Origin of the sequence: Achromobacter sp. UBA4530 (assembly GCF_002388205.1) — a bacterium.
GTDB lineage: Bacteria > Pseudomonadota > Gammaproteobacteria > Burkholderiales > Burkholderiaceae_B > Achromobacter > Achromobacter animicus.
On sequence record NZ_DGMA01000001.1, the window covers coordinates 440 to 23536 of the forward strand.

A 23097-nucleotide genomic window follows, 5' to 3' on the forward strand; every position below is an offset into this window, starting at 1 on the left:
CCCGGAGTACCTGCTGCACCCGGAGTACCTGCTGCACCCGGAGTTCCTGCTGCGCCCGGAGCACCTGCTGCGCCCGGAGCACCTGCTGCGCCCGGAGCACCTGCTGCGCCCGGAGTTCCTGCCGAGCCCGGCGCACCGGCCGCACCGGCGCCGCCCGAAGCGCCAGCCGCACCTGCACCAGCCGCCCCGGCCGCAGCCGATTGCTGCGCAACAGCCTTCGTCAGTTCGTCGACATTGGCTTGAAGCTGATTCACGCGCCCTTGCGTGTCCGCGAGCGCGCGGTCGGCGGACGTCTTGGCGTCTGCCTGCGCCTCGGCCTGCGCGGCGGCGCTGTCCTGGGCCTGGCCGGTCGACAGGCGCACGCGATCTTGCGTCGGTGCAGCCGTGGCGACGCCCGAATCGGCGGGTGGGGTGACCGTGCCGGAGGCGGCGTCCTGGCCCTTGACCACCGACGGATTCGCACCTGCCGCTGCGCCCACCCGCCCGCGGTACTTCGCGTACGCCTCGGCATGCTCGTTGAAGATGCGGCGGGCTTCGGCGGGATCGATGGCGCGCACCGTGGCGGCGTCCGGGATCTTGAGCGTCTGGCCGGAACGCACCAGATTCATGTTGTTCTGAATGAAGGCCTGCGGATTGGCGCGCCACAGCGCGACCAGCATCTGGTAGACCGACGCGTTCGGCACCGCATTGCGCTGGGCGATGGCAAACAGATAATCGCCCGACTTGACCGTGACCGTGCCCGACGTGCCGCCCGTGCGGCCAGGGGCGCCCACGGCGGCGGGCGTGACATCTGCGCTGGTGCCGCGCAGCGGCACCAGGATGCTGACCTGCACCTGCCGTTGTCCCGAGCTGGAATTGATGTCGAGCAGAAGATCCACGGCTCCGCTAGCCGGCGCCTGTGTGGACCGCACCCGCAGATTCTTGCGCGTCGGGTCGATTCCGTCTTCGACGCGAACCACCATGCTGGCAAGCGGCACCGGCGGCTTGACGCCCGCGCGCTGCCAGGCAGCTTCGTCGGCAATCGAAACCTTGAGTGAGCTGATTTCTTCGGGCGTCAATTCCTGCAGACCCACGGTCGCCTGCAGCGGCGCGCCCGGCACGGAAACGACGCGAGAATGCCCGACGCGCATGGCCAGCGCCGACCCGCAGACGCTTGAGCCGATCGCCAGCGCAATGGCCCACTGAAGGGCTTTCAAACGGCGGGCATGCTTCACGTGGCGCGAACGCTGGGTCATAAGCTGGAATTCCGTTCTTGTAATCGAATTACGGGCCTTGGCCCATTCGCGCCATTTGCCGCGCAAAAATGGGCCTCAATTCACCCGAAAAGTGTAATGGATCAAGCGCATTTCACAAACCTGAACGGGGCACGCACGTTGGCCGACGGGCACACCCGGGAGGTTTTGCGAACCGGGCCGCGCGCCGCGCGCTTCCCGGCTGCGCCACGTTGGTGCACCCAACGCTTTCGCACATCCCACCGCGCGCCAAAAAACAAGGGCACCCGAAGGTGCCCTGACCGCATCGTTGCGCGAAACGGGCAGCTGAAACCGCCGCCCGCCCCGGCATCAGGCTTCGTTCAGCGCGATGCGCAGCATGCGGCGCAGCGGCTCGGCAGCGCCCCACAGCAGTTGGTCGCCCACCGTGAAGGCGCCCAGGTATTGCGAGCCCATCGACAGCTTGCGCAGGCGGCCCACCGGAATGTCCAGCGTGCCGGTGACAGCCACGGGCGTCAGCGCGGAAACGGTGGCTTCCTTGGTGTTGGGAACAACCTTGGCCCACTGCGTGCCCTGTGCGATCAGCGCCTCGATTTCGTCGAGCGGCACGTCGCGCTTGAGCTTGATGGTCAGCGCCTGGCTGTGGCAGCGCATGGCGCCGATGCGAACGCACAGGCCGTCGATCGGGGTGGGCGCCGTGCCGAAGGCAGCGCCGCGGCCCAGAATTTTGTTGGTTTCGACTTCGCCCTTCCATTCTTCCTTGGACATCCCGTTGCCCAGGTCCTTGTCGATCCAGGGAATCAGGTTGCCGCCGAGCGGCACGCCAAAGTGTTCGTGGGGCAGCGCGGCGTCCTTCTGCTTGGCCAGCACGCCACGGTCGATTTCCAGGATGGCCGAGGCCGGGTCGTCCAGCAGGGACTTGACCGACTGATTGATCTCGCCGAACTGGGTCAGCAGTTCACGCATGTGCTGCGCGCCGCCGCCGGACGCGGCCTGGTAGGTCATGGAGGTCATCCATTCCACCAGGTCGTTGTTGAACAGGCCAGCCAGGCCCATCAGCATGCAGCTGACGGTGCAGTTGCCGCCGATGAAGTTGCGCACGCCGCGCTTGAGCGCCGCGTCGATCACCGGGCGGTTGACCGGGTCCAGCACGATGATGGCGTCGTCGGCCATGCGCAGGGTGCTGGCCGCGTCGATCCAGATGCCGTTCCAGCCCGCGCCGCGCAGCTTGGGATAGACCTCGGACGTGTAGTCGCCGCCTTGCGCCGTCACGATGATCGGCAGTTTTTTCAGAGCGTCAATGTTGTAGGCATCTTGCAGCGGACCTGCGCCAGTTGCCCAAGTGGGCGCGGCGCCGCCAGCGTTGCTGGTGGAGAAAAACACCGGTTCGATCAGTGCGAAGTCGTTCTCGTCGCGCATGCGTTGCATGAGCACCGAGCCGACCATACCGCGCCAGCCGACAAGGCCTACTGCTTGATTCATTTCAATCGCTCTTTAAAGGGGGTGACAAGATAAGGAGGGGGAAATTTCGTGCAATTCAACAATTTATCAGAATGCACGGAGGGATGTTGCACTGCAGCTCGAAAAAAACGGGGCCGCAAGCCCGGCAGGAAGAGTCCGGCGCATCGCGGCATCAGCGATGCATGATTCCCAAAACAGAGGGGCCACCCGCCGGGCGGCCCCTCTGTATATATACCGCTGCACGCTTTTAACGCAGCGCGCGTTGGTCAGGACCGCCTTGCAGCGGTCCAACGCGAGGGATCAGCCCAGGGCCTTCAGGACGGCGTCGCCCATGCCGGCGGTGCTGACCTTCGTCGTGCCGGGCTCGAAGATGTCGGCGGTACGCAGGCCGCTGGCCAGCACGCTGCGCACAGCCGCTTCGATGCGATCCGCCTGCGGCGCCAGGTTCAGCGAGTAACGCAGCAGCATGGCGGCCGACAGGATCGTCGCCAGCGGGTTGGCGATGCCCTGTCCCGCGATGTCCGGCGCCGAACCGTGGCTGGGCTCGTACAGGCCCTGGCCGCTGGCATTCAACGAGGCCGAAGGCAGCATGCCGATCGAACCCGTCAGCATGGCCGCTTCATCGGAAAGGATGTCGCCAAACAGATTTCCGGTGACGATGACGTCGAACTGGCGCGGGTTGCGCACCAGCTGCATCGCAGCGTTGTCGACGTACATGTGCGACAACTCCACGTCCGGGTACTCGCGCGCCACTTCGATCACGATGTCGCGCCAGAACTGCGAGGTCTCGAGCACGTTGGCCTTATCGACGCTGCACAGCTTCTTGTTGCGCTTCTGCGCCGATTCAAAGCCGATGCGCGCGATGCGGCGCACTTCGGATTCGGCGTAGCGCATCGTGTCGTAGCCTTCGCGCTCGCCGGTGAAGGCGCCGTCCGGCGACGAACGCACGCCGCGCGGCGTGCCGAAATAGATGTCGCCGGTCAGTTCGCGGATGATCAGGATGTCCAGACCGGACACGATCTCAGGCTTGAGCGACGAGGCGCTGGCCAGTTCCGGATACAGGATGGCCGGACGCAGGTTGGCAAACAGGCCCAGCGCCTTGCGCAGGCCCAGAATGGCTTGTTCGGGACGGAACTCGCGCGGCAGCGTGTCGTACTTCCAGTCGCCGACCGCGCCGAACAGCACGGCGTGCGATTCCTTGGCCAGGTTCAGCGTGGCGGGCGGCAGCGGATGCTCGAACTTGTCGAAAGCGGCGCCGCCGACCGGCTGCTCTTTGATGTCGAAGGGAGCGTCCAGCGCCTTCAGGACGCGCACGGCCTGTTCGACGATTTCCGGGCCGATGCCGTCACCCGGCAAGACTGCGATGTTGTGGGTCATTGAAAAACGATCCTGTTTCGATGGTTTGATCAGGCGATGGGGCGGCTTTCGAGCCACGGATGACGGGCCAGACGCTCGGCCTCGAAGGCGCGAATCTTGTCCGAATGGCGCAGCGTCAGGCCGATGTCGTCAAAGCCGTTCAAGAGGCAATACTTGCGGAAGGGTTCGATGTCGAAGCCCATGGCGCGGCCGTCCGCGGCAATGACGACCTGGCGGTCCAGATCAATGTTCAGCTTGTAGTTCGGGAACGCCTTCACTTCGTCGAAGAGACGCGCCACTTCCAGCTCGGACAGCACGATCGGCAAGAGGCCGTTCTTGAAGCTGTTGTTGAAGAAGATGTCGGCATACGACGGCGCGATGATGGCGCGGAAACCGAACTGCGTCAGCGCCCAGGGCGCGTGCTCGCGGCTGGAGCCGCAACCGAAGTTCTTGCGCGCCAGCAGGACCGAGGCGCCCTGGTAGCGCGGCTGGTTCAGCACGAAATCCGGATTGACCGGACGCTTGCTGTTGTCCATGCCCGGCTCGCCGTGATCCAGATAACGCAGCTCGTCAAACAGATTGGGGCCAAAGCCCGTGCGCTTGATGGACTTGAGGAACTGCTTGGGGATGATGAGGTCCGTGTCGACGTTTTCGCGGTCGAGCGGCGCCACCAGGCCTTCGTGAGTGGTAAATGCTTGCATGATGTCTACTCGGTGCTTGACGCTTAACGGAACGTGCGGACGTCGACGAAATGGCCGGCGACGGCCGCGGCGGCGGCCATGGCCGGGCTGACCAGGTGCGTGCGGCCGCCCTGCCCTTGCCGGCCCTCGAAGTTGCGGTTCGAGGTCGAGGCGCAACGCTCGCCGGGTTCGAGGCGGTCGGCGTTCATGGCCAGGCACATCGAACAGCCCGGTTCGCGCCATTCAAAGCCGGCTTCGATGAAGATCTTGTCCAGGCCTTCGCGTTCGGCCTGTTGCTTGACCAGGCCCGAGCCCGGCACCACCATCGCCTGGCGCACGTTGGACGCCACGCGCTTGCCGCGCGCCACGACGGCGGCTGCGCGCAGGTCTTCGATGCGGGAGTTCGTGCACGAACCGATGAACACGCGATCCACGCGGATGTCGGTCAGCGGAGTGTTGGGCTTCAAGCCCATGTATTCCAGCGCGCGCTCCATGCCGCTGCGGCGCACGTCGTCTTTTTCGCGGTCGGGGTCCGGCACGCGGGAATCCACCGGCAGCACCATTTCGGGCGACGTGCCCCACGTGACCTGCGGCTTGATGTCGCGCGCGTTGACTTCAACCACGGTGTCGAACTTGGCGCCTTCGTCGGTGTGCAGCGTGCGCCAGTATTTGACGGCCTGGTCCCAGACGACGCCGGTGGGCGCGAACGGACGGCCGCGAAAATAGTCGATGGTCTTGTCGTCGACGGCGACCATGCCGGAACGGGCGCCAGCTTCGATCGCCATGTTGCAGACGGTCATGCGGCCCTCGACGGACAGCGCGCGGATCGTGCTGCCGGCAAATTCGATGGCGTGACCCGTGCCGCCGGCCGTGCCGATGATGCCGATGATGTGCAGCACCACGTCCTTGGCCGTACAGCCGAACGGCAGCTCGCCGTCGACCTTGATGAGCATGCTCTTGGCTTTCTTCATGAGCAGCGTCTGCGTGGCCAGCACGTGCTCGACTTCGGACGTGCCGATGCCGAAGGCCAGCGCGCCCAGCGCGCCGTGTGTGCTGGTGTGCGAGTCGCCACAGACCACGGTCATGCCCGGCAGGGTCGCGCCCTGCTCCGGTCCGATGACGTGGACGATGCCCTGGCGCAAGTCGTTCATGCGGAATTCGGTGATGCCGTACTTGCCGCAGTTGTCGTCCAGCGTGTCAACCTGCAAACGTGAGATCGGGTCGTCGATGCCCTGCGCACGGTTCATCGTGGGCACGTTGTGGTCAGCCACGGCCAGGTTGGCGCCGGTACGCCACGGCTTGCGGCCGGCGATCGTCAGCCCCTCGAATGCCTGCGGGCTGGTGACCTCATGCAGCAGGTGGCGGTCGATATAGAGCAGACAGGTGCCGTCTGATTCCTGGTGGACGATGTGGGCGTCCCAGAGTTTGTCGTAAAGGGTTTGGGCCATGGATGCGCTCTGCAAATAGACAATCCGGCTTGAGTCCGGCGCGATGGGTAAAACGCTTCCCTGCCGCGCCGGCTGCTGCGGCATGCAAAGGATTATGCCCAGCCACCAAACCTAGTACAAGCACACCTTATATACCAGTACTGCCACTACCATGCTGACGGCGCTTCCCCGGCGAAAGCGACCGTCATGTCAACTTGTTGCATAACAAATAAACCACGCGCATATTTTTGAGACGGATACAAATTGGTAAACAAAATAGATACAGAACTCTCAAATAGATATAATCGCCACACGCTCCGAACGCTGTTGCTTTCGAAATAATACGTAATAATCGGCATTAATAGAAACAAGCCGCGTTAGGTTAAGCGATGTTCGTGCAAATTCGAAGAAGTAGTTAGATGTTGCGCGAAATTCACCTTATGGACCGCCAGCAACAATCCTCAAGAGTTAACAAATCTTGACTCGTCAAAGCTGACATTTACATACAACATGGCGGCCATTCAATCTCAACTTGACTCGCGAATAATCACTATGGCTTCGTTTTTGCTCAAAAGCACGACCTCGGTCCTTGCCCTTGCATTTGCCCCTGCCGTTTTTGCACAGTCCGCGACGCCCGTCGCTGCCGCACCCGCCGGGCAACCGCAAGTAACGTTGAATCAGATCGTTGAGCAGACTCTGCTCAGCAATCCGGAAATCCAGGCCAAGTACCACGACTTCCAGGCGTCCCTGGAAGGCCAGGCCGTCGCCCGCGCCGCCTACTTCCCGCAGATCAATGCGCAGGGTTACCTGGGCCGCGAATGGCGCAACAACGTGCCCGGCGTCGGCTCGCAGAGCTGGAACCGCCCCGGCTGGAGCGTCGAACTGCGCCAGCTGATTTTTGATGGCTTCCGCACCACAAATGACGTCAAGCAGGCCGGTTTCGACAAGCTGGCACGCTTCTATGACGTGCTGGCCACCAGCGACAACACCGCCTTCACCGCCGTGCAGGCCTACATCGACCTGCAGCGTTATCGCGACATGGAGCTGCTGGCTCGCCAGAATTACTCGCTGCACGAAAGCACCCTCAAGCAGATCGGCGAGCGCACGGAATCCGGCGTCGGCCGGCGCGTCGACCTGGAACAGGCCGGCGGCCGTCTGTCGCTGGCCCAGACCAACCTGATGACCGAAACGGCCAACCTGCTGGACGTGCAACAGCGCTTCCAGCGCGTGACCGGCGCCTTTCCGCCTGAATCGATGCTGCCGGCGCCCGACATCGCCGACAAACTGCCCAAGGCCCCGGGCAATTTCAATGAATCGCTGCGCCGCAACCCCAGCTTCCTGTCCAAGCAGGCGAGCCTGCAGGCCGCGCAGGCGGGCGTGCAGTCGTCCAAGGGCGCGTTCTCGCCGAAGTTTGAATTCGTGGCCAACACGGGCCGCGACCAGAATGATCCGACCCCGCAAAGCCGCGACATCCAAAGCTCCAGCGTCCAGGTCGTGATGAGCTACAACCTGTACCGCGGCGGCGCAGACTCCGCCCGCGTGCGCCAGACCGCCAACCAGTCCTACGCCGCCCGCGACATCCGCGACTACACCTGCCGCAACGTGCAACAGGACCTGGCTGTGGCCTGGAACAACATCACCAGCCTGAACCAGAAGCTGCCCTTCCTGCGTGACCACGAGGTGGCCACGACCAAGGTGCGTGATGCGTACGCGCAACAGTTCCAGATCGGCCAGCGCTCTCTGCTGGACCTGCTGGACACGGAAAACGAACTGTTCGAATCGCGCCGTGCGCTGACCAATGCCATTTATGATCTGCGTCTTGCGCAGTATCGCTGGCTGGCGCTGTCCCACACCCTGCTGCCGGCACTGTCGCTGCAACCCGCGCGCAATGAGATGCCCGAAGAAAACGGCAAGCTGGAAGTGTCGGACGAAGTGATCAAGCTGTGCAATTCGACCGTTCCGGATACCGCCCGACTGGCTCCCGTGCGCGTGCATTACAACGAAGGCACCCTGCCCCCCACGCTGGTGCCGGTGAACGCGCCTGCCGCCCGGCCCTGACCGGCGCAGCCGCAAGGAGGCCCAATGGCAAACAAGGGCAGTGATTTCTCGCAGTTGGACGCGGACTTTGTCCGCGTCCTTGAAGACTTAATTGACGCGTTGATCGCCAACGGCACCTTGCGGATGACAGACCTGCCTGTCCAGGCCCAGCAAAAACTCACCCAGCGCAAGCAGCAGCGTGCGCGTCTCTCGGAACACCTCGACCTGTTGGATGACGAAGATGGACAAGTTATCTGAGAAGGCCGCCCGGGATTGGCGCGCTGATGCCCGCGCCGCGCACGACGATCCGCTGCTCGACTGCCTGGTGGAAATCACCCGCCTGCATGGCGTGACGGCCACCGCGCAAGCTTTGTCCTCGGGCCTGCCCCTCGAAGAACACCGCCTCACGCCCGCCCTGCTGCCCCGCGCAGCCGCGCGGGCGCAGCTATCGGCGCGCGTGGTCAAGCGCACCCTGGATGACATCTCGCAGGACCTCCTGCCCGCCATCCTGCTGCTCAAGGGCGAACGCGCGTGCCTGCTGCTCAAGAAGGACGGCGGCAAATTCGTGGTCAGCCATCCCGAACTGGGCGGCAGTTCCTTCGACATGGACCCGTCCGAGCTGGCCGAGCAGTACAGCGGCCTGGTGTGCTTCGTCCGCCCGCAATTCCGCTTTGACGCCCGCGCCCCGGAAGTCGCCAAGGTGCGCGAGCGCCACTGGTTCTGGGCAGCCATCTTGGAGAACCGCCGGCTGTACCGCGACGCCCTCGTCGCGGCGCTGCTGATCAACGTGTTCGCCATGGCGATGCCGCTCTTCACCATGAACGTGTACGACCGCGTGGTGCCGAACAACGCCGTCGAAACGCTGTGGGTGCTGGCCGTCGGCATCACGCTGGTGGTGATCTTCAACATGATCCTGAGCACGGCGCGGTCCCATGTGGTGGACAGCGCCAGCAAACGGGTCGACGTGCGCCTGTCCGCGCAGATCATGGAACGCGTGCTGGACCTGCGGCTGGAAGGCCGTCCGGTCTCGGTCGGATCCTTCGCGGCCAACCTGCGCTCGTTCGAATCCATTCGCGACTTCATCGCCTCGGCCACCATCACGACGCTGGTCGACCTGCCATTCATCCTGCTGTTCCTGGCCGCCCTGGCCTGGATTTCGCCGTGGATGATCCTGCCGCCGCTGGTCGCGATCGTGCTTATCCTGCTGGTGTCGCTGGCGGCGCAGGCGCGCATGGAAGCGCTGACGATGGCCTCGTTCCAGGCCTCGTCGCAACGCAACGCCACGCTCGTCGAAGCGCTGACCGGCCTGGAAGCCGTCAAGACGCTGAACGCCCAGGGCGCGATCCAGCGCAACTGGGAGCGCGCCACCGAATTCATCGCGCAGACGGGTGGCAAGCTCAAGCTGATCTCGTCGTCCACGGTGGGCTTCGTGCAGGCCGTGCAGCAGCTCGTGTCGATTGCCGTCGTCATCATCGGCGTGTATCTGGCCCAGGAATCGGCTTTGTCGATGGGCGGCATCATTGCCGCATCCATGATCGCCGGCCGGTGCCTTGCGCCGCTCGGTCAGGTCGCCGGCCTGCTGATGCAATACCAGAACGCGCGCACGTCGCTCGGTTCCATCGACAACTACATGAAGATGCCGATCGAGCGTCCGGCCGAAGCCGAGTTCCTGCATCGCCCCGTGTTCCACGGCGGCCTGGAGTTCCGCGACGTGACCTTCGCGTATCCCGGCAGCACGCAACCGGTACTCAAGAAGGTGTCGTTCAAGCTCAAGCCGGGCGAGAAGGTCGGCATCATCGGCCGCATCGGTTCTGGCAAGACGACGCTTGAAAAGCTGGCGCTGGCCTTGTACCAGCCCACCGAAGGCGCCGTGCTGCTGGACGGCGTGGACGTGCGCCAGATCGACCCGGCCGACGTGCGCCGGGCCATCGGCCACGTTCCGCAGGATCCCCTGCTGTTTTACGGCAGCCTCAAGCACAACCTGGCGATGGGCGCGCCCTACGCCGACGACGCCAGCATTCTGGCGGCGGCCAACATGGCCGGCGTGACCGAGTTCGCCAACCTGCACCCCAATGGTTTCGACATGATCATCGGCGAGCGCGGCGAATCGCTCTCCGGCGGCCAGCGCCAGTCGGTGGCCGTGGCCCGCGCGCTGATCAACGATCCGCCGATCCTGCTGCTGGACGAGCCCAGCAGCAACATGGACCACCAGAGCGAAGCCCAGCTTCGCAAGCGCCTGGGTGAAGCCAGCGCCACCAAAACGATCCTGCTGGTGACGCACCGCACCGCGCTCCTTGAACTGGTCGACCGCCTTATCGTGATCGACAACGGCCATATCGTGGCCGACGGTCCGAAGGAACAGGTTGTCGAAGCCCTGCGTCAAGGACGCGTTGGACGCGGAAGCTGAGAAGACCATGCTGAACAATCCTGGAGCCCCCAAGCACGGTTTCTTTGGCAACCTGCTGCGCGCCCCGCGCAACCTTTTCGTCTTCTTCTTCGATCGCATCCTGGACGGCGCCGACAAAGGCAAACCCGTCCAACGGTCCGACTACATCGGCAACGCCGAATGGGTCATCCACGAGTCCCAGGCCCGCGGTTCGCGCATCCTGCTGTGGACCTCGCTGCTGGCCACCATGGGTCTGCTCGTCTGGGCGGGCTTCGGCAGCATCGACGAAGTGGTCCGCGGCGAAGGCAAGGTCGTGCCGTCCCGCCAGGTGCAGATCATCCAGAGCCTGGACGGCGGTATCGTCCAGGAGATCCTGGTCCGCCCCGGCCAGGAAGTCGAGGCCGGCGAGATCCTGCTGAAGATCGACTCCACCCGCTTCACCTCGTCGCTGGGCGAGAACAATGCGGAGTATCTGTCGCTGCTGGCCAAGTCCGCCCGCCTGAAAGCGCTGGCCACGGGCGAGCCCTTCGTCACGCCTGAGGAAGTGCTCAAGCAAGCGCCCGGCCTGGGCGAAATGGAACGCAACGCCTGGCAGGCGCGCAACACCGAGCTGAACGCCACCGTCAACGTGGCCCGCGAACAGCTCAAGCAGCGCCAGGAAGATCTGCGCGAAACCATCGCCAAGCGCGACCAGGCCTCGGCTAGCTGCGGCCTGACCTCGCGCGAGCTGCAGGTGACCCGGCCGCTGCTCAAGAGCGGCGCCGTGTCCGAGGTCGACCTCCTGCGTCTGCAACGCGATGTCGCCCGGTATTGCGGGGAGCAGAAAGGCGCCGAGGCGCAGATCGACCGCTTCCAGGCCTCCATCAAGGAAGCCGAAAGCAAGATCCAGGAAGCCGAGCTGAACATCCGCAACCAGGCCCGCAGCGAACTGTCTGAAACCAACACCAAACTGGCAACGCTGCGCGAAGGCAAGGCCGCGCTGGTCGACCGCGTCAAGCTGGCCGAAGTGCGCGCCCCGGTGCGCGGCACCGTCAAGACCCTGTTCAACAACACGGTCGGCGGCGTGGTGCAGCCGGGCAAGGACATCATCGAGATCGTCCCCAAGGACGACACGCTGCTGCTCGAAGTGCGCATCCAGCCGCGCGACATCGGTTTCCTGCACGCGGACCAGAAGGCGGAAGTCAAGTTCACGGCCTACGACTTCGCGATCTACGGCGGCCTGGAAGGCCGGGTGGAACAGATCGGCGCGGACACCGTGACCGACGAGAAAGGCAATTCCTACTACGTCGTGCGCGTGCGCACGGACCGCAGCACCGTAGGCGACAAGCTGTTGCCCATCATCCCCGGGATGGTGGCAGAGGTTCATATCCTGACAGGCAAGCGCACGGTGCTCCAGTACCTGCTCAAGCCCATTCTGCGGGCGAAGTCGAACGCCTTCACCGAACGTTAATGGAGAGCTTCAAGGCCTTATGAAACCCATTCCCGTCCTGTTGATTACGCACGACGACCTGCTCTGGCAGCACTGGCGCGCGCTTGACCCGGCGCGCTGGATGGCAGCCCGCGGGCGTGGCCTGGCGGATCTGCAACGCTGGCGAGAACAAGGCCGTACGCTGGCGGTGCTGGATGCCGACGTGCCCAAGCTCCCCTCCTGGCACGATCCCGCCTGGACGCCGACGCTGGCCGGCCTGCATGTCGTGGTCGCCAGCGCCAGCCCCAACGACGAGCAAGGCACGCAGGCGCTGGGCGCCGGGGCGCACGGCTACTGCCACAGCTATGCGCAGCCCGCCGCGATGGCGCAGGCGCTGGAAGTCGTCGCCTCCGGCGGCATCTGGATGGGACGCTCGCTGGTGTCCCGCCTGCTCAAGCTTGTCACCGAGCGCGCGCAGGACGCGCACGCCTGGGACGGCGGCCGGCTGACCGAGCGCGAAATCACCGTCGCGCGCTACGCCGCCAGCGGCCAGGCCAACGCCCAGATCGCCGAGGCGCTGGGCATCACGGAACGCACCGTCAAGGCGCATCTGTCGGCGGTGTTCGACAAGCTCGGCGTCACCGACCGCCTGCAGCTCGCCCTGCTGGTCCACGGTATTTCCGCACCCACTGACGCACGCAGCAAAATCACTGCGTGAACCTGTCCTCAAGGACAATATCCGCCGGCATCGGCGACCCGTAGTATCTGGCCATCTTGGATAACTCCCTGAAACGGAACCAACATGGCCAACTCCTCCCCCGCAGTCGTCAACGAAATCTCCGGTCGCGCGTGGATACGCAATAGCGACGGTTCCCTGACCGAACTGCATCAAGGCAGCAAAGTCCCCGCCGGCAGCGACATCGTCACTGCCTCGGGCGCCACGGTTTCGCTTCAGGTTGAAAACGGCATGCCGATCGTGATCGGCGAAGGCCGCGAAGTCGCGGTCAACGGCGACATGACCGGCCCGCTGGCCGATCCGACGGAAGCCGCCGTCGCGCCGCCCTCGGGCACCGATTCCGACCGCCTGCTGGCCGCCCTGCAAGCCGGCCGCGACCCGTTCGACGAGTTGGATCCCACGGCCGCGGTCGTGGCCGGCGGCGGCGAAGCCGGCGGCAGCAGCTTCGTCCGCCTGGCCCGCATCCTGGAAACCACCAGCCCGCTGGACCTGGCCTACCCGAATCCGGCGCGCGGCGACGACACGCTGCCGCGCGTGTCGGGCGCTGCCCTGACCGGCGATGACGGCGACGCCGCCGCACCGGTTCCGGGCAACACGCCCCCGAATGCCCTGAACGACGCCGTCTCCACGCGCCAAGACGATGCGATCCGCGGGAACCTGCTCTCGAACGACGCGGACGCCGATGGCGACGCACTGACGCTGGTATCCGTCAACGGCCGTCCGATGACCGGCGCCGGACTGACCGTGCCCGGCTCGAACGGCGGGTCGTTCACGGTATTTCCTGACGGATCGTACGTTTTCAATCCCAACGGCGAATACAAGGGCCTGGGCGAAGGCGAAACGGCGACCTCGACCATTTCCTACACGATTACCGACCCGTCGGGCGCCACCTCGACCGCAACGGTCGCCGTCACCATCGTCGGCGTGCTCGACGTGCCCACGATCGCCGTGTCGGATGCCGGCGTCATCAACGAAGGCGGCAACGCCACGTTCAACATCACCCTGGGCAACACGGTCGATCTGGACCGTGAAACGACCATCACGCTCAAGGTCGGTGGTCAGGTCGAAGCCCAGGATGTCGGCGTGCCTGTCGTCACCATCGGCGGCGTGGCCGTGGCCGTGACTGCCAATGCAGACGGCACGTACAGCTTCAAGCTGCCCGCCGGCGTCACGAACGGCATCGTGGTGACCTTGCCCACGACCGACGACAACACTTTCGAGGGCCGCGAGACCCTGACGCTGGAGGCCACGCTCAGCGGCCAGGCCGCCAACGGCGCCCAGCTGCCCGCCGGCATCTCCGACACCGGCAACGCCACGATTGTCGATACCGACAGCACCGACCCGACCAACCCGAACCCGGGCGCCGACGTGCCGGCCCTGACCGTCTCGGACGCGGGCGAAGTCAACGAAGGCAGCGACGCCGTCTTCAACGTCGCCCTGACCAAGTCGGTCGACGCCGACACCACCCTGACGTTCACGCTGGGCGGTCAGATTGAAGCCGGCGACGTGGGCACCCCCACCGTCATGATCGGCGGCCGGCCTGCCACCGTCACGGCCAACGCCGACGGCTCCTTCAGCGTCACCGTGCCGGCCGGCACGACCGGCGGCATCGTCGTCACCGTCCCGACCACCGACGATTCGGTGTTCGAAGGCCGTGAGCAACTGACCCTGAACGCCACGCTTTCGGGCAATACCGCCAGCGGCGTCGCGCTGCCGGGCAACATCACCGATTCGGGCAGCGCCGTCATCGTGGACGACCGCGGTCCTGGCGCCGACGTGCCGAGCCTCACCGTAGCCGACGCAGGCGATGTCAACGAAGGCAGCAACGCGGTCTTCAATGTCGCGCTGACCAAGCCGGTCGATGCGGACACCACCCTGACGTTCAAGCTGGGCGGTCAGATCGAAGCCGGCGACATCGGCACCCCCACCGTCATGATCGGCGGCCAGCCCGTCGCGGTCACGGCCAATGCCGATGGCACCTACAGCATCACCGTGCCGGCTGGCACGACCGGCGGCATCGTCGTCACGGTGCCGACCACCGACGATTCCGTGTTCGAAGGCCGCGAACAGCTGACGCTGGACGCCACCCTCTCGGGCAATACCGCCAGCGGCGTCGCGTTGCCGGGCAACATCACCGACTCCGGTAGCGCCACGATCGTCGATACCGAAAGCACCGACCCGTCGAACCCGAACCCGGGCGCCGACGTGCCGGCCCTGTCCGTCTCCGACGCGGGCGATGTCAACGAAGGCAGCGACGCTGTCTTCAACGTCGCGCTGACCAAGCCGGTCGATGCCGACACCACCCTGACGTTCACGCTGGGCGGTCAGATCGAAGCCGGCGACGTCGGCACCCCGACCGTCATGATTGGCGGCAAGCCCGTCACGGTCACGGCCAACGCCGATGGCTCCTACAGCATTACCGTGCCGGCTGGCACGACCGGCGGCATCGTCGTCACCGTCCCGACCACCGACGACTCAGTCTTCGAAGGCCGTGAACAGCTGACGCTGGACGCCACGCTCTCGGGCAATACCGCCAGCGGCGTTGCGCTGCCGGGCAACATCACCGACTCCGGTAGCGCCACGATTGTCGATACCGAAAGCACCGACCCGTCCAACCCGAACCCGGGCGCCGACGTGCCTGCGCTCACCGTTTCGGATGCCGGCGACGTCAATGAAGGCAGCGATGCGGTCTTCAATGTCGCGCTGACCAAGCCGGTTGATGCCGACACCACCCTGACGTTCACGTTGGGCGGTCAGATTGAAGCCGGCGACGTCGGCACCCCCACCGTCATGATCGGCGGCAAGCCCGCCACCGTCACGGCCAATCCTGACGGCACGTACAGCGTGACCGTTCCTGCCGGCACCACCGGCGGCATCGTCGTCACCGTCCCGACCACCGACGACTCGGTCTTCGAAGGCCGTGAACAGCTGACGCTGGACGCCACCCTTTCGGGCAATACCGCCAGCGGCGTCGCCCTGCCTGGCAACATCACCGACTCCGGCAGCGCCGTCATCGTTGACAACCAGGGCGAAGGCGCCGATGTGCCGGCCCTCACCGTCTCGGACGCCGGCGACGTCAACGAAGGCAGCAACGCGGTCTTCAATGTCGCGCTGACCAAGGCCGTCGACGCCGATACCACGCTGACGTTCACGCTGGGCGGGCAAATCGAAGCCGGCGACATCGGTGTCCCCACCGTCATGATCGGTGGCAAACCCGCCGTCGTGACTGCCAATGCCGATGGCTCCTATAGCATCACCGTGCCGGCTGGTACGACTGGCGGCATCGTCGTCACCGTTCCGACCACCGACGACGCGGTGTTCGAAGGCCGCGAACAGCTGACGCTGGATGCCACGCTGACCGGCAACTCGGCCAGCGGCGTCGCACTGCCGGGCAACATCACCGATTCCGGTAGCGCCACCATTGTGGACACCGAAAGCACGGACCCGTCGAACCCGAACCCGGGCGCCGATGTGCCGGCGCTCTCCGTCTCGGATGCCGGCGACGTCAACGAAGGCAGCGACGCCGTCTTCAATGTCGCGCTGACCAAGCCGGTCGACGCCGACACCACGCTGACATTCACGCTGGGCGGCCAGATTGAAGCCGGCGACGTGGGCGTTCCCACCGTCATGATCGGCGGCAAGCCCGCCACGGTCACGGCCAATCCGGACGGCACGTTCAGCGTTACGGTGCCTGCCGGCACGACCGGCGGCATCGTGGTCACGGTGCCGACCACGGATGACTCTGTCTTCGAAGGCCGTGAACAGCTGACGCTGGACGCCACGCTCTCGGGTAATACCGCCAGCGGCGTCGCCCTGCCTGGCAACATCACGGATTCCGGCAGCGCCACGATTGTCGATACCGAAAGCACCGACCCGTCCAACCCGAATCCGGGCGCTGACGTGCCGGCCGTGTCCGTCTCGGATGCCGGCGACGTCAACGAAGGCGACAACGCCGTCTTCAACGTCGCGCTGTCCAAGCCGGTGGATGCCGACACCACCCTGACGTTCACGCTGGGCGGCCAGATCGAAGCGGGTGACGTGGGTGCGCCGACCGTCATGATCGGCGGCAAGCCCGCCACCGTCACGACCAATCCGGACGGCACGTACAGCGTTACGGTGCCGGCGGGTACCACCGGTGGCATCGTTGTCACGGTCCCGACCACGGACGACTCGGTCTTCGAAGGCCGCGAGCAACTCACGCTGGAAGCCACGCTGTCCGGCAATACCGCCAGCGGCGTTGCCCTGCCCGGCAACATCACCGACTCGGGCAGCGCCGTCATCGTTGACGATCACGGTTCGGGCGCCGACGTGCCGTCCCTGAGCGTCTCGGACGCCGGCGACGTCAACGAAGGCCACGACGCCGTCTTCAACGTCGCGCTGTCCAAGCCCGTCGACGCCGACACCACGCTGACGTTCACGCTGGGTGGCCAAATCGAAGCCGGCGACGTGGGTACGCCGACCGTCATGATCGGCGGCAAGTCTGCCGTCGTGACCGCGAATGCCGATGGCTCGTACAGCATTACGGTGCCGGCTGGTACGACCGGCGGCATCGTCGTCACCGTCCCGACCACCGATGATTCGGTGTTCGAAGGCCGTGAGCAACTGACCCTGGACGCCACGCTGACCGGCAGCTCGGCCAGCGGCATCGCCCTGCCAGGCAACATCACTGACTCCGGCAGCGCCGTCATCGTTGACGATCACGGTTCGGGTGCGGATGTGCCGTCCTTGAGCGTCTCCGACGCCGGCGACGTCAACGAAGGCAGCAACGCCACCTTCAACGTCGCCCTGTCCAAGCCGGTTGATGCCGACACCACCCTGACGTTCACGCTGGGTGGTCAGATTGAAGCGGGCGACGTGGGTGCCCCCGCCGTCATGATCGGTGGCAAGCCTGCCGTCGTCACGGTTAACGCCGATGGCTCCTACAGCGTCACCGTGCCTGCCGGTACGACCGGCGGCATCGTTGTCACGGTTCCGACCACCGACGATTCGGTGTTCGAAGGCCGTGAACAACTGACGCTGGACGCCACGCTGACCGGCAGCTCCGCCAGCGGTATCGCGCTGCCGGGCAACATCACCGATTCCGGTAGCGCCACCATTGTCGATACCGACAGCACCGATCCGTCGAACCCCAACCCGGGCGCCGACGTGCCGGCCCTGTCCGTCTCGGATGCGGGCGATGTCAACGAAGGCAACGACGCCACCTTCAACGTTGCGCTGTCCAAGCCGGTCGATGCCGACACCACGCTCACCTTCAAGCTGGGCGGCCAGATCGAAGCCGGCGACGTGGGCACGCCCACCGTCATGATTGGCGGCAAGCCCGCCCCCGTCACGGCCAACGCCGATGGCACTTTCAGCATCACCGTGCCGGCTGGCACCACCGGCGGCATCGTGGTCACGGTCCCGACCACGGACGACTCGGTCTTTGAAGGCCGCGAGCAACTCACGCTGGAAGCCACGCTGTCCGGCAATACCGCCAGCGGCGTCGCGCTGCCCGGCAACATCACAGACTCCGGCAGCGCCGTCATCGTTGACGATCATGGCTCTGGCGCGGATGTGCCGGCCCTGACCGTCTCGGATGCGGGCGATGTCAACGAAGGCAGCGACGCCGTCTTCAACGTTGCGCTGACCAAGGCTGTCGATGCCGACACCACCCTGACGTTCACGCTGGGCGGTCAGATCGAAGCCGGCGACGTCGGCACCCCCACCGTGATGATTGGCGGCAAGCCCGCCACCGTCACGGCCAACGCCGATGGCTCCTACACCGTCACCGTGCCTGCCGGTACGACCGGCGGCATCGTCGTCACGGTTCCGACCACCGACGACTCGGTCTTCGAAGGCCGTGAACAGCTGACGCTGGATGCCACGCTGACCGGCAGCTCGGCCAGCGGCATCGCCCTGCCTGGCAACATCACCGACTCCGGCAGCGCCGTCATCGTTGACGATCATGGCTCGGGCGCGGATGTGCCGTCCTTGTCCGTCGCCGACGCCGGCGACGTCAACGAAGGCAACGACGCTGTCTTCAATGTCGCCCTGTCCAAGCCGGTTGATGCCGAAACCACGCTGACGTTCACGCTGGGCGGCCAGATCGAAGCCGGCGACGTGGGCACGCCCACCGTCATGATCGGCGGCAAGCCTGCCGTCGTGACCGCGAATGCCGATGGCTCCTACAGCATCACGGTGCCGGCCGGCACGACCGGCGGTATCGTCGTCACCGTCCCGACCACCGACGACTCGGTGTTTGAAGGCCGCGAACAGTTGACGCTGGATGCCACACTGACCGGCAGCTCGGCCAGCGGCATCGCCCTGCCGGGCAACATCACCGACTCCGGCAGCGCCGTCATCGTTGACGACCACGGTTCGGGCGCGGATGTGCCGTCCTTGAGCGTCTCCGACGCCGGCGACGTCAACGAAGGCAGCGACGCCGTCTTCAACGTCGCACTGTCCAAGCCCGTCGACGCCGACACCACGCTGACGTTCACGCTGGGCGGTCAGATCGAAGCGGGCGACGTCGGCACGCCCACCGTCATGATCGGTGGCAAGCCTGCCACGGCCACGGCCAATCCGGACGGTACGTACAGCGTCACCGTTCCTGCCGGCACCACCGGCGGCATCGTTGTCACGGTCCCGACCTCCGACGACTCCGTGTTCGAAGGGCGCGAACAGCTGACGCTGGATGCCACGCTGTCCGGCAGCTCGGCCAGCGGCATCGCGCTGCCGGGCAACATCACCGACTCCGGTAGCGCCACCATTGTCGACACCGACAGCACCGATCCGTCGAACCCGAACCCGGGCGCCGACGTGCCGGCCCTGTCCGTCTCCGACGCGGGCGATGTCAACGAAGGCAGCGACGCGGTCTTCAACGTTGCGCTGTCCAAGGCCGTTGACGCCGACACCACCCTGACGTTCACGCTGGGCGGCCAGATCGAAGCCGGCGACGTCGGCACCCCCACCGTCATGATCGGCGGCAAGCCCGCCCCGGTCACGGCCAATCCGGACGGTACGTACAGCGTCACCGTGCCGGCGGGTACCACCGGTGGCATCGTTGTCACGGTCCCGACCACCGACGACTCGGTCTTCGAAGGCCGCGAACAACTCACGCTGGAAGCCACGCTGTCGGGCAATACCGTCAGCGGCGTTGCCCTGCCTGGCAACATTACCGATTCCGGTAGCGCCGTCATCGTTGACGACCATGGCTCGGGCGCCGACGTGCCGTCCCTGAGCGTCTCGGACGCCGGCGACGTCAACGAAGGCAACGACGCTGTTTTCAATGTCGCCCTGTCCAAGCCGGTTGATGCCGACACCACCCTGACGTTCACGCTGGGTGGTCAGATTGAAGCGGGCGACGTGGGTGCCCCCACCGTCGTGATCGGTGGCAAGCCTGCCGTCGTCACGGTTAACGCCGATGGCTCCTACAGCGTCACCGTGCCTGCCGGCACCACCGGTGGCATCGTTGTCACGGTTCCGACCACCGACGACTCGGTCTTCGAAGGCCGTGAACAACTGACGCTCGACGCCACGCTGACCGGCAACTCGGCCAGCGGTATCGCTTTGCCTGGCAACATCTCCGACTCCGGCAGCGCCGTCATCGTTGACGACCATGGCTCGGGCGCCGACGTGCCTTCCCTGAGCGTCTCGGACGCCGGCGACGTCAACGAGGGCAACGACGCCGTCTTCAACGTGGCCCTGTCCAAGCCGGTTGACGCCGACACCACGCTGACGTTCACGCTGGGTGGTCAGATTGAAGCGGGCGACGTGGGCACCCCCACCGTCATGATCGGTGGCAAGCCTGCCACGGTCACGGCCAATCCGGACGGTACGTACAGCGTTACGGTTCCTGCCGGTACGACCGGCGGTATCGTTGTCACCGTCCCAACCACCGATGATTCGGTGTTTGAAGGCCGTGAACAACTGACCCTGGACGCCACGCTGACCGGCAGCTCGGCCAGCGGCATCGCGCTGCCGGGCAACATCACCGACTCCGGCAGCGCCGTCATCGTTGACGATCACGGTTCGGGCGCGGATGTGCCGTCCTTGAGCGTCTCGGACGCCGGCGACGTCAACGAAGGCAACGACGCCGTCTTCAACGTTGCGCTGTCCAAGCCCGTCGACGCCGACACTACCCTGACGTTCACGCTGGGTGGTCAGATTGAAGCGGGCGACGTGGGTGCCCCTACCGTCATGATCGGTGGAAAGCCTGCCGTCGTGACCGCCAACGCCGATGGCTCCTACAGCATCACCGTGCCGGCTGGCACCACCGGTGGCATCGTCGTCACGGTCCCGACGACTGACGACACCGTCTTTGAAGGCCGCGAACAGCTGACGCTGGACGCCACGCTGACCGGCAGTTCGGCCAGCGGCATCGCTTTGCCTGGCAACATCACCGACTCCGGCAGCGCCGTCATCGTTGACGACCATGGCTCGGGCGCCGACGTGCCGTCCCTGAGCGTCTCGGACGCCGGCGACGTCAACGAAGGCAACGACGCCGTCTTCAACGTGGCCCTGTCCAAGCCGGTTGACGCCGACACCACCCTCACGTTCACGCTGGGTGGTCAGATTGAAGCGGGCGACGTGGGTGCCCCCACCGTCATGATCGGTGGCAAGCCTGCCGTCGTGACCGCGAATGCCGATGGCTCCTACAGCGTCACCGTGCCGGCTGGCACCACTGGTGGCATCGTCGTCACGGTCCCGACCACCGATGATTCGGTGTTCGAAGGCCGCGAACAACTGACGCTGGACGCGACGCTGACCGGCAACTCGGCCAGCGGTATCGCTCTGCCGGGCAACATCACCGACTCGGGCAGCGCCACGATCGTCGATACCGAAAGCACCGACCCGTCCAACCCGAACCCGGGCGCCGACGTGCCTGCGCTCACCGTCTCGGATGCTGGCGACGTCAACGAAGGCAGCAACGCCGTCTTCAATGTCGCGCTGACCAAGGCCGTCGACGCTGACACCACGCTCACCTTCAAGCTGGGTGGCGAAATCGAGACCGGCGATGTGGGTGCGCCCACCGTCATGATCGGCGGCAAGCCTGCGGCGGTCACGGCGAATGCTGACGGCTCGTTCAGCATCACGGTGCCTGCTGGCACGACCGGTGGCATCGTCGTCACGGTCCCGACCACCGATGACTCGGTCTTCGAAGGCCGTGAACAACTGACGCTGGACGCCACGCTGACCGGCAATTCCGCCAGCGGCGTCGCTCTCCCGGGCAACATCACCGATTCCGGTAGCGCGACGATTGTCGATACCGAAAGCACCGATCCGTCCAACCCGAACCCGGGCGCCGATGTGCCTGCGCTCACCGTCTCGGATGCCGGCGACGTCAACGAAGGCAGCAACGCCGTCTTCAATGTCGCGCTGACCAAGGCCGTCGACGCTGACACCACGCTCACCTTCAAGCTGGGTGGCGAAATCGAAACCGGTGACATCGGCACGCCCACCGTCACGATCGGTGGCAAACCCACCACGGTCACGGCCAACGCCGATGGCACTTTCAGCGTCACCGTGCCTGCTGGCACCACGGGCGGCATCGTCGTCACGGTCCCGACCACCGATGACTCGGTCTTCGAAGGCCGTGAACAACTGACGCTGGACGCCACGCTGACCGGCAATACCGCCAGCGGCGTCGCCCTGCCGGGCAACATCACCGATTCCGGTAGCGCGACGATTGTCGATACCGAAAGCACCGATCCGTCCAACCCGAACCCGGGCGCCGATGTCCCGGCCCTGACTGTCTCGGACGCAGGCGACGTCAATGAAGGCAGCAATGCCGTCTTCAACGTGGCCCTGACCAAGGCCGTAGATGCCGACACTACGCTCACCTTCAAGCTCGGTGGTCAGATCGAAGCCGGCGACGTGGGTGTTCCCACCGTCATGATCGGCGGCAAACCTGCCACCGTCACGGCCAATACCGATGGCTCCTTCAGCATCACGGTGCCTGCTGGCACGACCGGCGGCATCGTTGTCACCGTCCCGACCACCGACGACTCGGTGTTCGAAGGCCGTGAACAGCTGACGCTGGACGCCACGCTCTCGGGCAATTCCGCCAGCGGTGTCGCCCTGCCTGGCAACATCACTGACTCCGGCAGCGCCGTCATTGTGGATGACCGCGGTCCGGGCGCCGACGTGCCCGCCCTCACCGTTTCTGATGCGGGCGATGTCAACGAAGGCAGCAGCGCCGTCTTCAATGTCGCGCTGACCAAGCCGGTCGATGCCAATACCACCCTGACGTTCACGCTGGGCGGTCAGATCGAAGCCGGCGACGTGGGCACTCCCACGGTCATGATCGGCGGCAAGGCCGTCACCGTCACGGCCAACGCCGATGGCTCCTTCAGCGTCACCGTGCCGGCTGGCACGACCGGTGGCATCGTAGTTACCGTTCCGACCACCGACGAC

Annotated in this window: 11 protein-coding genes; 6 read left to right on the forward strand and 5 right to left on the reverse strand. The window is 65.5% G+C overall.

Features of this window, described 5'->3' with window-relative positions; genetic code table 11:
- The 5 genes from B2W22_RS00005 to leuC form a co-directional block, all read right to left on the reverse strand.
- The coding region (locus B2W22_RS00005) for a type IV pilus assembly protein FimV (protein WP_286935862.1) at positions 1-1235 on the reverse strand (1235 nt) is incomplete at its 3' end.
- A 327-nt stretch (positions 1236-1562) separates the two neighbouring features.
- Complete coding sequence (gene asd / locus B2W22_RS00010) at positions 1563-2693, reverse strand: aspartate-semialdehyde dehydrogenase (RefSeq protein WP_056569575.1); 1131 nt, start codon at positions 2691-2693, stop codon at positions 1563-1565.
- A gap of 279 nt (positions 2694-2972) precedes the next feature.
- Positions 2973-4049 (reverse strand): 3-isopropylmalate dehydrogenase, encoded by a 1077-nt coding sequence (leuB, locus tag B2W22_RS00015; protein WP_286935863.1) that lies wholly within the window; start codon positions 4047-4049, stop codon positions 2973-2975.
- A 29-nt stretch (positions 4050-4078) separates the two neighbouring features.
- Complete coding sequence (gene leuD, locus B2W22_RS00020) at positions 4079-4729, reverse strand: 3-isopropylmalate dehydratase small subunit (protein WP_175123994.1); 651 nt, start codon at positions 4727-4729, stop codon at positions 4079-4081.
- Between the two features lie 23 nt (positions 4730-4752).
- Positions 4753-6156, reverse strand: coding sequence for a 3-isopropylmalate dehydratase large subunit (gene leuC, locus B2W22_RS00025; RefSeq protein ID WP_175123993.1), 1404 nt, complete (start codon positions 6154-6156; stop codon positions 4753-4755).
- Positions 6157-6687: 531 nt separating this feature from the next.
- Between leuC and B2W22_RS00030 the strand changes: the two genes are divergently transcribed.
- The 6 genes from B2W22_RS00030 to B2W22_RS00055 form a co-directional block, all read left to right on the forward strand.
- Positions 6688-8193 (forward strand): TolC family outer membrane protein, encoded by a 1506-nt coding sequence (locus B2W22_RS00030; protein ID WP_286935864.1) that lies wholly within the window; start codon positions 6688-6690, stop codon positions 8191-8193.
- Positions 8194-8217: 24 nt separating this feature from the next.
- Positions 8218-8430 (forward strand): hypothetical protein, encoded by a 213-nt coding sequence (locus B2W22_RS00035; RefSeq protein WP_105238190.1) that lies wholly within the window; start codon positions 8218-8220, stop codon positions 8428-8430.
- Positions 8414-10579 carry a type I secretion system permease/ATPase gene (locus tag B2W22_RS00040; protein WP_414631930.1) on the forward strand — a complete coding sequence of 722 codons (2166 nt, stop codon included), beginning with the start codon at positions 8414-8416 and terminating at the stop codon, positions 10577-10579. Before B2W22_RS00035 ends, B2W22_RS00040 begins: the two co-directional genes overlap by 17 nt.
- Before the next feature lie 7 nt (positions 10580-10586).
- Complete coding sequence (locus tag B2W22_RS00045; RefSeq protein WP_175123990.1) at positions 10587-12008, forward strand: HlyD family type I secretion periplasmic adaptor subunit; 1422 nt, start codon at positions 10587-10589, stop codon at positions 12006-12008.
- Between the two features lie 19 nt (positions 12009-12027).
- The gene (locus B2W22_RS00050; RefSeq protein WP_175138570.1) at positions 12028-12684 is read left to right on the forward strand and encodes a response regulator transcription factor; all 657 of its coding nucleotides are present in this window, start codon (positions 12028-12030) and stop codon (positions 12682-12684) included.
- Positions 12685-12768: 84 nt separating this feature from the next.
- Positions 12769-23097, forward strand: a 10329-nt coding sequence (locus B2W22_RS00055; RefSeq protein WP_286935866.1) for a retention module-containing protein, incomplete at its 3' end; no start/stop codon positions are given.

Excerpts from the sequence above, each read along its gene's own strand:
- leuC (WP_175123993.1), bottom strand. The coding sequence starts at position 6,156 with ATGGCCCAAACCCTTTACGACAAACTCTGGGACGCCCACATCGTCCAC.
- B2W22_RS00050 (WP_175138570.1), top strand. The coding sequence starts at position 12,028 with ATGAAACCCATTCCCGTCCTGTTGATTACGCACGACGACCTGCTCTGG.
- B2W22_RS00035 (WP_105238190.1), top strand. The coding sequence starts at position 8,218 with ATGGCAAACAAGGGCAGTGATTTCTCGCAGTTGGACGCGGACTTTGTC.
- leuB (WP_286935863.1), bottom strand. The coding sequence starts at position 4,049 with ATGACCCACAACATCGCAGTCTTGCCGGGTGACGGCATCGGCCCGGAA.
- B2W22_RS00030 (WP_286935864.1), top strand. The coding sequence starts at position 6,688 with ATGGCTTCGTTTTTGCTCAAAAGCACGACCTCGGTCCTTGCCCTTGCA.
- leuD (WP_175123994.1), bottom strand. The coding sequence starts at position 4,729 with ATGCAAGCATTTACCACTCACGAAGGCCTGGTGGCGCCGCTCGACCGC.
- B2W22_RS00040 (WP_414631930.1), top strand. The coding sequence starts at position 8,414 with ATGGACAAGTTATCTGAGAAGGCCGCCCGGGATTGGCGCGCTGATGCC.
- asd (WP_056569575.1), bottom strand. The coding sequence starts at position 2,693 with ATGAATCAAGCAGTAGGCCTTGTCGGCTGGCGCGGTATGGTCGGCTCG.
- B2W22_RS00045 (WP_175123990.1), top strand. The coding sequence starts at position 10,587 with ATGCTGAACAATCCTGGAGCCCCCAAGCACGGTTTCTTTGGCAACCTG.